This is a genomic window from Bacillus sp. ms-22, from assembly GCF_009759805.1.
Lineage (GTDB): Bacteria > Bacillota > Bacilli > Bacillales > Bacillaceae > Bacillus > Bacillus xiamenensis.
The window spans coordinates 2,581,854-2,594,614 of record NZ_CP046653.1; the positions used below are offsets into that span (position 1 = coordinate 2,581,854).

Sequence of the window (12,761 nt, forward strand, 5' to 3'; positions counted from 1 at the left end):
TCGTTTATTGTTCTTTCTGATCTAAACCCATTTCTTTTGCATACTGCTTTTTAATATCATTTCGCACCCAGTACCAAAGAAGCGCATAAGCCAGTGCACTAACAATCGCTGCAATGAAGTAAGGGTTGCTCGGATCAAGAAGTCTCACCATGATCCAAGGAATGACGTGAGAACCGAGATCAATACCAGAAATCATGTTGGCCCCTTCTGGGAAATCAAAACCGACGGCTTTCCCCATTGTTGTCGCAAGTGGTGCGAGATTCGTTGCGATAAAGAAGACGATCATCAATGTAAAAATACTGTTAATGAGACCGCGAATAATATTTCCACGAGCGGCTGCTACTGCCCATACAACTGTAAATGGCAGAACCGATAAGTCGGCAAACGGCAGCATACCATTGTAAGGAAGCACAACTGCGAGCAAAATGGTGATCGGCACCATCAACAGAGCGACAGCCATATTAGCTGGATGACCAATGACAATCGCTGTATCTAAGCCAATATAGACGTTTTTCCCAGGGAAACGCTTTTGAATATAAGAACGAGCGCCCTCCGAGATTGGAATGAGTCCTTCCATTAATAAAGCAACCATTCTTGGCATTAACACAAGAACTGCCGCCATTTGAATCCCAAGGGTCATGACACCTTTCGCGTCATAGCCGCCAAGAAGACCAATAATGATACCAAGTATAAGACCCATCACAAGCGGTTCACCAAAAATACCAAAGCGTTTTTTCAACGTTTCTGGATCAGCATGAATTTTGTTTAAACCAGGGATTTTATCAATGACACGGTTTGACGCATACATAAGCGGCGCGAAGTTGACCGTTTCAGCATGAGCCATGGATACACCTTTTAAGCCGAAATGGTGTTCAATTGTCGGCGCCGTCCAGTCGGCTAATTTAAGCGTTATCGCAGAGACGATCAAGCCAACGGCAAGGGCCAAGAACATATTATGATAAGCATAGTAAGTAACAGAGGCTGCGAAAATCAAATGCCAGAAATTCCAAATATCCACATTCAGTGTTTTCGTGAAATTAACGGACAACAAGATGACATTTAATAAAAGCACAAGAGGAATCATCAAAGGAGCAACAGGTGTACCAAATGAAATGGCGGCCCCAATCGGCCAGCCAACATCCAAAATATCGAGCTTTAACCCAAGAGAGTTGACCATGGCTTTTGCTGCTGGTCCAAGACCGCTCACAAGTAAATTAATGACAAGATTGACCCCGACAAAGCCAATTCCAATTGTAATACCTGCTCGGAAGGATTTTTTAAAGCCTTGCCTTAAAATTACACCGAAAATCGTCATAATAATTGGGAGCATAATAGTTGGTCCAAGGTCTAATATAAAATCGACGGCTTGCTTGATCATACATCCACCTCCTGAATTTTTCAGATAAAGCGCTTACATTTTTCTATTGATTTAATTCTTGTTGAAGTAAATCAACGGCTTCTTCATACGATGTCAGATGAGAAAGCCTGCTCATCACTTCTTCCTTGCGAAAAAGTGTCATGAGTTTCTCCAACATCACAAGCTGCTTACTAGGTTCAGAGATTGCAAGGACGAATACTATTTTGGCTTGGACTGTCTCATCAGGGCTTCCCATCTTATGAAAAATGACAGGTTCCTTTAAAGTCGCAACACTGATCGCCGGTTTGTGCACATGTTCAGGGTCTGTATGGGGAATTGCCACGCCAAAGGTCGCAAGGGGCAGGCCAGTAGGATATGTTTTTTCTCTTTCTAGCACTGCTGGTAAAAAGCTCGATTTAATATATCCTTCAGCTTCTAACCGTTTTGCTAAATATGTGGTCACCTCCTCTCTAGACGACGCTTCGTACTGCAGCTCAATCAGCTGCTTATCTAACTCAAATAAGCTGTTCAAACAACCACCTCTTTCATTTGGTATGATCATGAACACATGTAACAAACAGAAAGAACATTTTAAAACAGAACCTTTTTTAAAGCACTTACAAATACATGTTATTTAAAATGTTCAATACTGTTACCTTTGTAAAGATATTATAATATTCGAAATTATAAGTCAATGTTCCTAGGAAAATTTTTATAAAAAAAAGACGCAGACATGGCTGCATCCTCTTCTTCAAATCTTCTAATCCTCCTGTTAAATATGGCTTCCAATATCTAAAAATTCAGATACAAAAAGGTTGTCTGTCTGCTCAGCCATTTCTTGCTTTGTGCCGATCTTTTCAATTCTGCCTTCATTCATTACTACAACACGATCAGCAATATCAAACGCCTCCTCTTGATCATGTGTGACAAAGATCGTGGTCATTTGAAATTCTTGATGAACTTTTTTCAGCCAATGTCTCAATTCTTTTCTTACCTTTGTATCCAAGGCGCCAAAAGGTTCATCTAATAGAAGGGCCTTCGGTTTGACGGCAAGTGCACGCGCGAGTGCTACACGCTGCTTCTGTCCGCCTGATAGCTGCTCTGGATAACGGTGCTCATACTGCGTTAACTGAACGACTTTCAGAAGCTCTTGCACCCGCTCTTTGATGTCTTTTTTAGACAGCCTTTCTCCTCTAGGCTTCACCTTAAGACCATATGCAACATTATCAAATACCGTCATATTTCGAAAAAGAGCATATTGCTGAAACACAAACCCGATCTGCCGCTTCCGTACTGGAATATGTGTATAATCCTGTTCTCCAAATAAAATCTGTCCGTTATTTGCATAATCAAGGCCTGCAATAATTCTTAATAAAGTCGTCTTACCTGATCCCGATGGTCCTAATAAAGAAATCAATTCGCCACTTCCGATTGATAAGTCTACGTCTTGCAGGACCTTCGTTTGACCAAACCGTTTTGAAATTTGTTTCGCTGTAATCCCCAAGGCTAATCCCTCCATTTATTTTGAACGCTTGCCAAGCCGGTGATCCATCTGCTGAATGATTTGTTTGATGATTAATGTGATGACCGCCACAAACGCCATGAGCGAAGCTACGGCAAAAGCAGCTTGAAATTGATACTCGTTGTATAAAATTTCTATATGAAGCGGCATCGTATTCGTCATCCCGCGAATATGACCTGAAACAACCGACACTGCACCAAACTCACCAATTGCCCTTGCCCCTGCTAAAATGACGCCATAAAAAAGGGCCCATTTGATATTCGGAAGTGTCACAAGAAAAAAGGTCTTCCACCCGTTCGCACCAAGCGTAAGCGATGCTTCCTCCTCATGAATGCCTTCCGTTTGCATAAACGGAATTAACTCTCTTGCAATAAAAGGAAATGTGACGAAGATGGTCGCAAGAATCATGCCTGGCACAGAGTAAATCACTTTCCATCCGTTTGCTAAAAGCCATGGTCCTAACAGTCCATTCGAACCAAATAAAAGCACAAATACAAGTCCGGCAATAACAGGTGATACAGCAAACGGGAGGTCGATCACAGTCGTTAACAGCCGTTTTCCGCGAAAGTTAAATTTTGTGATGAGCCATGCAGCACTAACCCCAAAAATGATTTGAAGCGGCAAGGTGACGACCACAATGAAGACCGTCAATTTAATGGCTGCGAGTGTATCTGGATGTGAAATGGCAAAAAGATAAGAATTCCAGCCTTTCTCAAAAGCCTTTGAAAACACGGCAATCAGCGGCATGAGTAAAAACAACAGCAAAAAGGCATACACAATGGCAACAAAAATGATCTTCACCGCTTTTGATTCGGTCACAGGGCTTTTAAATTTGATGTGTTGCTGTTTACTAAGCTCTCTCTCCAATCAACTCACCTCACTTCCACTTGTTTTTTCCGCTCTACATACCACTGCACACCATGAATCAATAACAGGATGAAAAAAGATAGGAGCAGCATCAAACAAGCAATCGCTGCTGCACCATGGTAATCATACTGCTCAAGCTTTGACATGATCATCAGTGGTGTAATTTCAGTCTTAAACGGAATATTTCCAGCAATAAACACAACGGAGCCATATTCACCGAGGGCTCTTGCAAATGCAAGAGAAAATCCTGTCATCACCGCTGGAAACAATGCCGGCAAAAGTATATGAAAAAAGGTCTGTTTCCTTGTTGCACCAAGAATGGCCGCAGCCTCTTCCACCTCCTGCTGAAGCCCCTCTATGACCGGCTGAACCGTTCTAATGACAAATGGAATGCCAATAAAAATTAGTGCCAAAATAATCCCCAAAGGGGTGTACGCCACCTTCATATGCAAAAATTGACCGATCCACCCATTCGGAGAATAAAGAGTTGTCAGAGCAATACCAGCAACTGCCGTTGGTAGTGCAAACGGCAAGTCAATGAGTGCATCCAAAATTTTCTTTCCTGGAAACGAGTACCGCGCGAGAACCCATGCGATCAGTACACCGAATCCTGCATTGATGAGTGCAGCTGCAAAAGAAGTCGTAACCGTCAGCTGCAGTGACTTTAGCACCCGCGCATCACTAAAGACGTTCCAAATGCCTTCTGCTCCTAATGAAGCCGTCCAAATAAATACCATAGATAAAGGAATCACGACAATCGTACTTACATAGACAAGTGTCACCCCGAGACTCAGCCCGAATCCAGGCAATACACGTTTTCTTTTATTGGCGGCAGCATGTGCTTTCTTCATCACGTCGCCCCCTATTTTTGTCCGCTATATATTTGATCAAATAATCCGCCATCATCAAAAAATCTTTTCTGCGCCTTTCGCCAACCGCCAAAGGCTTCATCAATTGTCACCATATCAATCTCTTTAAACTGGTCTTTATATTTGTTTAACACTTCTTGATTTCTAGGCCGGTAATAGTTTTTCGCTGCAATTTCCTGCCCTTTTTTAGAATACAAATAATCCAGATAAGCCTTTGCCACTTTCTCAGTTCCTTTTCGTTTCACATTTTGATCGACAACAGCAACGGGCGGCTCTGCTAGAATACTAATGGAAGGACTGACAATCTCAAATTTGTCTTTGCCTAATTCATGCAGCGTCAAATACGCTTCATTTTCCCATGCAATTAACACATCACCAAGGCCGCGTTCAACAAAGGTAGTGGTGGCTCCACGGGCACCTGAATCAAGGACCTCAACATGTTCATATAACTTTTTCACAAAATCCTTTGTTTTTTCTTCATCTCCATGAAAGGTTTTATCGGCATATGCCCATGCGGCTAAATAATTCCATCTTGCACCGCCTGACGTTTTTGGATTAGGCGTAATAATGGACACGCCTGGCTTAATTAAGTCATCCCAGTCTTTGATGTTCTTTGGATTCCCTTTTTTCACAAGAAATACAATGGTAGACGTATAGGGTGTAGACTGGTTTGGAAATTCCTTTTGCCAATCCTTTGAAAGCAGTCCACGATCTGCAATCGCATCAATGTCATACCCAAGAGCAAGTGTGGCCACATCTGCCTCCAGTCCATCAATAATGGATCTCCCCTGCTTACCTGATCCTCCGTGAGACTGCTGAATCGTCACATCCTCACCGGTTTTGTCCTTCCAATAAGTCTGAAATGCTTGATTGTATTCTTGATACAATTCACGTGTAGGATCATATGACACATTTAACAGCTCAATCTTTCCCTTTTGATTTGAGGCTTCATTTGCATTTGAGCATGCAGCACTCGTGATGATGAATAGGGTGGTCACGATAAAGACCCATTTCCACTTTTTCACGTTATCCCTCTCCCCTTCAAATAATGTGACACCAACCTTGCCGTTTTAAGTTCCATACGCAAAAAAGGCCCTCAGCAATTGAAGAACATAGTAGTCCTGTACTTCAATGCCAAGAGCCTTCGGTTGTCCGATCAGCTATGTATGATTGATGTTAGTCTATATATTATTCAAACTATTCACAGGTGTCAACTGTGTTTTTATTTTTATTCAAGCAAAAAGAAACGCCCTCATCATGAGGCGCTTCTTTTCCCGGGAAATGTTATTGATCTGCAGACAGCTTTAAATTGACACCAACAGCGGTTCCGTTTCTCGTTGAGTCAGCTACTCCAGTAAATGTACCTGCTTTTCGATCAATCAGTAAAGCTTGCACATTTCCTATATCAATAGGTGAACTGCCAAACTGATGACCCAAATCATTTAGCTTTGTTCTCACATCGAGAGGGACACCTACTTCATACCGGTAAGAAGTTAAGCTGTTTGTATAAATTCTTGGCTCTTCCACCGCATCCTGAAGCTCCATGTCATATTCAAGCAAATTCAGGATGGTTTGTGAAACAGAAGCAATAATGGTAGTTCCTCCAGGTGATCCAACAGTCATAACAGGCTCTCCATCTTTAAATATGATCGTCGGTGTCATACTTGATAATGGTCGTTTATTCGGCTGCACTTCATTTGCGCCGCCAGGTCTTGCATCAAAATCAGTTAGTTCATTGTTTAAGAAAAATCCATACTCTGGGACGAGAATCCCTGTACCAAATAACTGTTCAATGGTTGTTGTGAATGACACAACATTTCCCCACTGATCTGCAACAGTAAAATGGGTCGTCTCACCAATGGTTTTATCTTCTGGCTGAGGAACAATTGGGGATGGATTTTTTTCATCCTCATATGCCCAAGGATCTCCTTCTTTCGGGTCGCGATTCATTTGATCTAATTGAATGAGAGAGGCTCTTTCTGAAATGTAGTCGTCGTCTAATAGTCCTTTTAGTGGAACATCTACGAATTCGGGGTCGCCGGCATATGCCGCGCGGTCAGCATAGGAGAGGTGCATCGTTTCAGCAAGCAGATGATATTTTTCGAATGATTTGGGGTCATACTGAGATAGGTTAAAGTGGTCAAGTATTTTGAGTATTTGTAGCATAAACACCCCGCCCGAGCTTGGTGGAGGCATGCTTGCAAGCTGGTATCCTTTATAGTCTCCCCAGATTGGCTTGTCAGTCTCGACCTCATAACGTTTGATGTCTTGTGAAGTCATCGTACCACCAAAATCTTGGACTGTATGCGCAAGTGCTTTTGCTACTTTTCCTTCATAAAACGCTTTGCTTCCTTTTTTCGCAATGAGTTTAAATGTTTTTGCAAGACCTGGCTGGACAAGCAGATCTCCTTCTTCGAGCGGCTGATCATTTGGAAGGAAAATTGGCGCTGCGGCCGTTTTTTTCAATTTCCCTTGGTGATCATCAATCGCTTTTGCCAGGACAGAATCAATTTCAAATCCATCCTCTGCAAGCTGAATGGAAGGCTCAATCAATTCCTTCATAGAACGAGTACCCCACTTATCTAAAGCCGCTTCGAGACCTTTTACTGTCCCAGGAACACCAACAGCATTCCCATGTGTGGACCGCTCAGCAAATGGAATCACTTTCCCTTCATCTGTTAAAAACATGTCAGGTGTTGCGCCCTGTGGTGCTCGTTCTCTACTATTGATGATGGATGTTTCTTTTGTCTTACCATCATACACCATCATAAATCCTCCGCCGCCAATTCCAGACATCATTGGCTCTGTGACGTTCAGTGCATATTGGATGGCTACTGCAGCATCCACTGCGTTCCCACCTTTTTTCAACACATCAGCACCAATTTCCGATGCCAGCGGATGAGCAGTAGCCACCATTCCATCTTTACCAACAGCTACTTTATTCCCATGAGTTTCATTTGCAGTGACTTGGCTGACCGGCAGGAAAAACGAGAAAACAAACAGACATATGGACAAAACAGTTAGAGAAATGCGTTTCATGAACAACACCCCTTCCATATTCTTACTTTGACCTTACCGACTTCTTGACCAGAATACAATAGATTATTCTAAAATTTCAAAATTTTTCATCCTATCATCCTATATTCGCTAAACGAAATACATTTTTCCAAATCATATGGCATGCGCAATATGTAGGAATAAAGGCATATCATTTCCAATCGTGAAACTCCACGATATAATAATCTCATCACAAAGGGGGAAAAAGAATGAACCACAAAAGCACATTATTTTGGGATTCTTATTGGGAAGAAAAATCAGGAAAAGCCCCTAATCACGCCTCTGTTTCCGCTTGGGCATTTGGCGCAGATCCAGATCACTTGCTTAAGCTTGTACAGCAAGGGAAAAAAACAGCCACTTGTTCAGGACATATTTTTTACGAAAAAGAGCAGGAGCCGCTCCCACAGGCTGGACAATACGCAATCATTCTCGACAGTCAGGAAGAACCAAAAGCCATCATCGAGATCACAGCTGTAGATGTGATGCCAATGAACAAAGTCCCTGAATCATTCGCAAGAGCAGAAGGTGAAGGGGATCTATCCTATGACTATTGGTACAGAGTCCATAAAGAATTCTTCACAGAAGCACTTAAACCGTATGAATTAGATTTTCAAGAGGATATGCTGCTTGTTTGCGAACGTTTCAAATTGATTTATTCAGCTTCGTAACGCTTTAAGCGGCGCCGAATACAAGCCACCTTTTTCCCTTTTTGAAAAAGGTGTGTTGAGATGTCATCTTTAGGTCAGAATAAGATCAAATAGAAAAAGTGAAGAAATTTTCGACTACACCTGTTTTTTTTCGACAAAAGAATATATAATTATTTGATGTGTGCATTGTCTCATTTATACAATGGAGGGTTTTTACATGTTAAAAAGGAAAAAAGATAAGTTTTCCGTCTTGTTAACGGAAATTGCTAAAAATTTAGATGAAACTGCTGAGTATTTTGTTAGCTATAAAGTAACAAATCAAACCACTCTGAAAGAATTTTCTGACACATTGAAGGAATATGAGACAAAAGGTGATCATCATGTTCATACCATGATTAAAGAGCTGAACAAAGCCTTTATTACACCGATTGAACGTGAAGACATTCTTCAATTGACGAATAGTCTCGATGATGTTTTAGATGGAATTGAGCATTTTTCAGCAACGTTAGAAATTTATTCAATTACAAGCTCTGACGAACATATCGACAAATTCAGCCACTACATCAGAGAATGCGCGAAAGAAATTTTAACCACAATTGAATTACTGGCTGATAATCGCTTGAAAGATATTCATCCGCACGCAATCAAGATCAAAGAGATTGAACATAATTGTGACAATCTTCATCGTAAATCACTAAAGAACTTGTTTGGAAAAGAAACAGATCCAATTAAGGTCATTCAATACAAAGAAATATACGAAACACTTGAAGAAATCGCTGATTCCTGTCAAAGTGTTGCCAACAATCTAGAAACAATCATTATGAAGAATGCGTAACGGGGTTAGTTAAACATGGACATTTTACTTATCCTCACCATACTTATTGTTATTTGTGCACTTGCTTTTGATTTCATTAACGGATTCCACGATACAGCAAATGCCATTGCTACTTCTGTTTCAACGAAGGCTTTAAAGCCTAGACATGCTATTATCATGGCAGCGTTCATGAACTTCATAGGAGCAATGACATTTACAGGTGTGGCAAAGTCCATTACAAAGGACATCGCAGATCCATTTACACTTCAAAACGGTTCTGTTGTCATTTTGGCTGCTTTAATCGCGGCCATTACTTGGAACTTGCTTACTTGGTATTACGGGATTCCGAGTAGTTCTTCACACGCACTGATCGGTTCAATTGCGGGGGCCGTTATTGCCTCTGCAGGGTTTAGCGCTTTAAACTATTCGGGATTCATTAAAATCATTCAAGCACTTTTGCTTTCACCTATCCTGGCTTTTGTATTGGGATATATCGTGTATACCATTATTAAAATCATATTCAGAGACAACAATCTTGCAAAAACAAATAAACAATTCCGACGTGTTCAAATTTTAACTGCTGCACTTCAATCGTATACCCATGGTACAAACGATGCGCAAAAAGCAATGGGGATTATCACGATGGCTTTAATTGCAGCTAATCTTCATACAACAGACGACATTCCATTCTGGGTACAATTCTCTTGTGCACTTGCAATGGGACTTGGTACTTCTGTTGGCGGCTGGAAGATTATAAAAACAGTCGGCGGAAAAATCATGAAAATTCGTCCAGTAAACGGAGTATCAGCGGACTTAACTGGTGCAGCGATTATTTTCGGTGCAACGTTTATCCATTTACCAGTTAGTACAACACACGTTATCTCCTCTTCTATTCTAGGCGTAGGTTCTGCGCACAGAGTAAAAGGTGTGAACTGGGGTACAGCAAAACGTATGCTTGTCACCTGGGTCATTACTTTACCGATTTCAGGGACACTAGGTGCTCTTGTATACTTTGTATTAAACGCGATTCTCTAATGTAAATGTCAAAGACCTGTCTAACAGGTCTTTTCAGATTGTTGACAAAGGGCTAAAATGAACTTTATTTTAGCCCTTTGTCTTCTTTTTAGCGTGACATGAGAACCTTTGCAATCTAGGAAGGACGAGTACCGGCGCGGAGCGAATTTGACATTCGTAAGCACCGGCACGCAGGACTGCGGGAGAATGCGAGGGTTTGTCTACACGCTGAAAGACCTGTCTAACAGGTCTTTTTTTATTTGTCTGCTCCTTTTCTGATAGACAGTTTTTTCATGAAGCAGGGTTTCCAAACATATCCATAGAAGTAAATAAGTATTCATCTGTCTATGGGAGAGAAGAACATGCTATTATTTTTTCAATTAACTGTTTGGTTATTGCTTGGTGCTCTTGCTGTGTATGTATTTGCGGTATGGCGCTTTGAGCAAAAAGTAAAAGAAAAGATGTTTGCCATTCGTAAAACGTGGTATTGGATTTATGTAGCGGGTGCCGTTGTGTACTGGACGAATGACCCTTCTTCAATCTTCACCGATTGGATGCATTACCTGATTATTGCTGTTTTTTTCGCATTAACTGATGCCTTCATTTTCCTCAGCTCTTATATTAAAAAACTCGGAAATCATGAACTTGAGACGGACACTCATCAACTCCTTGAACAAAATAACGATCTTCTTCATTCTTACCTTAATAAACTAAAAACGTACCAATACCTATTGAAAAACGAACCGATCCATGTATATTATGGAAGTATAGAAGCATATATAGAGGGAATTGAACGACTGATCTATTCTTTTGCAGAAAAAATGAATATCCAAGCCGTTCTTTGTCCATATAATACGCAGGAGCAAAAGGATGACCTGCTGAGGACACTTGATCAAAGAGCGCTCATTCAAGCAAAGCTTGACAGGCAGGAAGTATATTACGATGATTTTGGCAAATTGGTGCTCATCCCTTTTTCAGTAGCAGATGCACACTATGTGATTAAGCTGACCTCTGAGGAGATTGTCACTGAGTTCGACTATTTATTAATGACTTCACTTACAACGATTTATGACCTAATCTTGCCTGACGAAGAGGAAGGTGATGAAGATGGACCACGCACTTCAAGGGGATAATAACAATCGCAAGAAAAACCCTTTTAAGATTTTAAAGAAGAAGCGCCATATTAGTATGGCTGATTACAAGGTAAGTCCCCATACTGAGCGTATTTTCAAAAAGAATGAACAGCTCTTAGATGAGTATAAAAATAAAAAAGCTTGATCACACTAAAGGACGCGGAACTTCATCCGCGTCCTAATTCCATTTTCACATCTACTTGCATACAATAAAATCAACTGCTGCAACGATTGAGGTGCCAACATGAAAAAGAAAATCAAACAATTGAGATATGTTCAGTTTGCTGAATTTCAGCCATCCCCCTACGTCAGCCGATTACATGAAAAAAGTGAAGCCGTTATTCAAGCAGCCAAAAAGAAAAACTCACTGATTTAACAGTTTAAGCAGCTTCTCCTTTGTTTTTGGGCCGTATACCCCATCACTTGTCAGACCATTCACCAGCTGAAAACGCGCGACGGCATTGGCTGTTTTTTCCCCATAAATGCCATCAATTCCTTTATCTACAGCTGTTTTATCAGGATAAAAGTACAAAGCAGCCAGCGCTTTTTGGACGAGACGTACATGCTCCCCCTTCGTCAGAGGCGATGTTACCTTTAACACCCCATCCGGCAGTTCGTACGTAAGCTTTTCCTCTGTTCGATAAATGTTGAGAACCTGTCCAACTCGAATCATGTTCGGATCACTAATGTTATTCCATTTCTGCAAATCACTAACCGTGACACCATGTGCTTTTGCAATACTCGTTAACGTATCTCCGCTTTTGACGACATACGTCAAGACCGTCTCCGGATCACCTGCAGTCTCGATTCCTTTTTTAAATTCATCCCATGTAGCCAGCAGCAGGCGTGGACATGTTTTTCCTGACCAATGCTGATGCGTGACCACATTGGCTAGTGGAATATGATGTTCTTTTAATAGCTTTTGAATGAGCCATTGGGCATGTTTGACAGCTTGCTGAAAGTTTCCATCTTCATTTTCACAAATTTCAATTCCAATTGATTTTCGGTTGCCATCTCCATGTCCATCCCCAGCATGCCAGCCATTTTCATTTAAAGGCAGATGTTGAAAAATTTCATGGTCATCCACTGTAAAATGCCAGCTCACCTCTGTCGTTGAACGCTTGACATATGCCGCATGACTTTTTGCGTCAGCCCCCTTTGATGTATTGGCTGTGTTATGCACAGTCACATACACCGGTGTCATGGCGTATCCTGGCCGATTTCCGTTTCCAACTGGAATAAAATCTTGATAAATTTGTACCATGCTTTGCACTCCTTTTTGCTAAATTGATGTTTGATCTTGCTCATCAATCGGTGGCAAACGTAAGACAAATTTGTTTGTTTTCGTGAAAAGTCTATGGTAAAATTTGAATTCAATCGACGTTTTATCACAGCAGAGAACAAAAAAACAGGAAATACTTCCAATTCTCCTTGATTTTATGTTAAAATTGTTAAAAACAAGCCGATATAAAAAGTAAGCG

General features: G+C 41.1%; 14 protein-coding genes. 6 read left to right on the plus strand and 8 right to left on the minus strand.

The window, feature by feature from the left end; genetic code table 11:
- Positions 1-4: 4 nt before the first annotated feature.
- From GPA07_RS13425 to ggt, 7 genes are all read right to left on the minus strand, one after another.
- The gene (locus GPA07_RS13425; protein WP_071167751.1) at positions 5-1,378 is read right to left on the minus strand and encodes a PTS galactitol transporter subunit IIC; all 1,374 of its coding nucleotides are present in this window, start codon (positions 1,376-1,378) and stop codon (positions 5-7) included.
- 43 nt (positions 1,379-1,421) lie between these two features.
- On the minus strand, positions 1,422-1,889 hold the full coding sequence (locus GPA07_RS13430) for a PTS sugar transporter subunit IIA (protein ID WP_008358883.1): 468 nt from the start codon (positions 1,887-1,889) through the stop codon (positions 1,422-1,424).
- Between the two features lie 240 nt (positions 1,890-2,129).
- A complete protein-coding gene (locus tag GPA07_RS13435) occupies positions 2,130-2,861 on the minus strand; it encodes a sulfate/molybdate ABC transporter ATP-binding protein (protein ID WP_008358881.1) in 732 nt (243 codons plus the stop codon).
- 15 nt (positions 2,862-2,876) lie between these two features.
- Positions 2,877-3,746, minus strand: a complete 870-nt coding sequence (cysW, locus tag GPA07_RS13440; RefSeq protein WP_008358879.1) for a sulfate ABC transporter permease subunit CysW — start codon at positions 3,744-3,746, stop codon at positions 2,877-2,879.
- Positions 3,747-3,751: 5 nt separating this feature from the next.
- Positions 3,752-4,597 (minus strand): sulfate ABC transporter permease subunit CysT, encoded by an 846-nt coding sequence (gene cysT, locus GPA07_RS13445; protein ID WP_157292710.1) that lies wholly within the window; start codon positions 4,595-4,597, stop codon positions 3,752-3,754.
- 11 nt (positions 4,598-4,608) lie between these two features.
- Positions 4,609-5,640, minus strand: a complete 1,032-nt coding sequence (locus GPA07_RS13450; RefSeq protein WP_008358873.1) for a sulfate ABC transporter substrate-binding protein — start codon at positions 5,638-5,640, stop codon at positions 4,609-4,611.
- Positions 5,641-5,899: 259 nt separating this feature from the next.
- On the minus strand, positions 5,900-7,654 hold the full coding sequence (gene ggt, locus GPA07_RS13455; protein ID WP_008358871.1) for a gamma-glutamyltransferase: 1,755 nt from the start codon (positions 7,652-7,654) through the stop codon (positions 5,900-5,902).
- 227 nt (positions 7,655-7,881) lie between these two features.
- On the opposite strand from ggt, the gene GPA07_RS13460 reads away from it, so the two are divergent.
- From GPA07_RS13460 to GPA07_RS19030, 6 genes are all read left to right on the plus strand, one after another.
- The gene (locus tag GPA07_RS13460) at positions 7,882-8,340 is read left to right on the plus strand and encodes an ASCH domain-containing protein (protein WP_157292712.1); all 459 of its coding nucleotides are present in this window, start codon (positions 7,882-7,884) and stop codon (positions 8,338-8,340) included.
- A gap of 196 nt (positions 8,341-8,536) precedes the next feature.
- Positions 8,537-9,154 (plus strand): DUF47 domain-containing protein, encoded by a 618-nt coding sequence (locus GPA07_RS13465; RefSeq protein WP_008358866.1) that lies wholly within the window; start codon positions 8,537-8,539, stop codon positions 9,152-9,154.
- 15 nt (positions 9,155-9,169) lie between these two features.
- A complete protein-coding gene (locus GPA07_RS13470) occupies positions 9,170-10,168 on the plus strand; it encodes an inorganic phosphate transporter (protein ID WP_008358863.1) in 999 nt (332 codons plus the stop codon).
- A 341-nt stretch (positions 10,169-10,509) separates the two neighbouring features.
- On the plus strand, positions 10,510-11,280 hold the full coding sequence (locus GPA07_RS13475; RefSeq protein ID WP_008358861.1) for a type II toxin-antitoxin system SpoIISA family toxin: 771 nt from the start codon (positions 10,510-10,512) through the stop codon (positions 11,278-11,280).
- Positions 11,255-11,425: a type II toxin-antitoxin system SpoIISB family antitoxin gene (locus tag GPA07_RS13480; protein ID WP_008358858.1), complete on the plus strand. Its 171-nt coding sequence runs from the start codon at positions 11,255-11,257 to the stop codon at positions 11,423-11,425. Before GPA07_RS13475 ends, GPA07_RS13480 begins: the two co-directional genes overlap by 26 nt.
- 99 nt (positions 11,426-11,524) lie before the next feature.
- A complete protein-coding gene (locus GPA07_RS19030) occupies positions 11,525-11,656 on the plus strand; it encodes a hypothetical protein (RefSeq protein ID WP_008358857.1) in 132 nt (43 codons plus the stop codon).
- Here the strand turns inward: GPA07_RS19030 and GPA07_RS13485 are convergent.
- Positions 11,645-12,544, minus strand: coding sequence for an N-acetylmuramoyl-L-alanine amidase (locus GPA07_RS13485; protein ID WP_157292714.1), 900 nt, complete (start codon positions 12,542-12,544; stop codon positions 11,645-11,647). The two genes, GPA07_RS19030 and GPA07_RS13485, sit on opposite strands and share 12 nt — an antisense overlap.
- Positions 12,545-12,761 lie beyond the last annotated feature (217 nt).

Coding starts and splice junctions, on each gene's coding strand:
- GPA07_RS13425 (WP_071167751.1), bottom strand. CDS start 1,378: ATGATCAAGCAAGCCGTCGATTTTATATTAGACCTTGGACCAACTATT.
- cysT (WP_157292710.1), bottom strand. CDS start 4,597: ATGAAGAAAGCACATGCTGCCGCCAATAAAAGAAAACGTGTATTGCCT.
- ggt (WP_008358871.1), bottom strand. CDS start 7,654: ATGAAACGCATTTCTCTAACTGTTTTGTCCATATGTCTGTTTGTTTTC.
- GPA07_RS13460 (WP_157292712.1), top strand. CDS start 7,882: ATGAACCACAAAAGCACATTATTTTGGGATTCTTATTGGGAAGAAAAA.
- GPA07_RS13465 (WP_008358866.1), top strand. CDS start 8,537: ATGTTAAAAAGGAAAAAAGATAAGTTTTCCGTCTTGTTAACGGAAATT.
- GPA07_RS13470 (WP_008358863.1), top strand. CDS start 9,170: ATGGACATTTTACTTATCCTCACCATACTTATTGTTATTTGTGCACTT.
- GPA07_RS13475 (WP_008358861.1), top strand. CDS start 10,510: ATGCTATTATTTTTTCAATTAACTGTTTGGTTATTGCTTGGTGCTCTT.
- GPA07_RS13480 (WP_008358858.1), top strand. CDS start 11,255: ATGGACCACGCACTTCAAGGGGATAATAACAATCGCAAGAAAAACCCT.
- GPA07_RS19030 (WP_008358857.1), top strand. CDS start 11,525: ATGAAAAAGAAAATCAAACAATTGAGATATGTTCAGTTTGCTGAATTT.
- GPA07_RS13485 (WP_157292714.1), bottom strand. CDS start 12,544: ATGGTACAAATTTATCAAGATTTTATTCCAGTTGGAAACGGAAATCGG.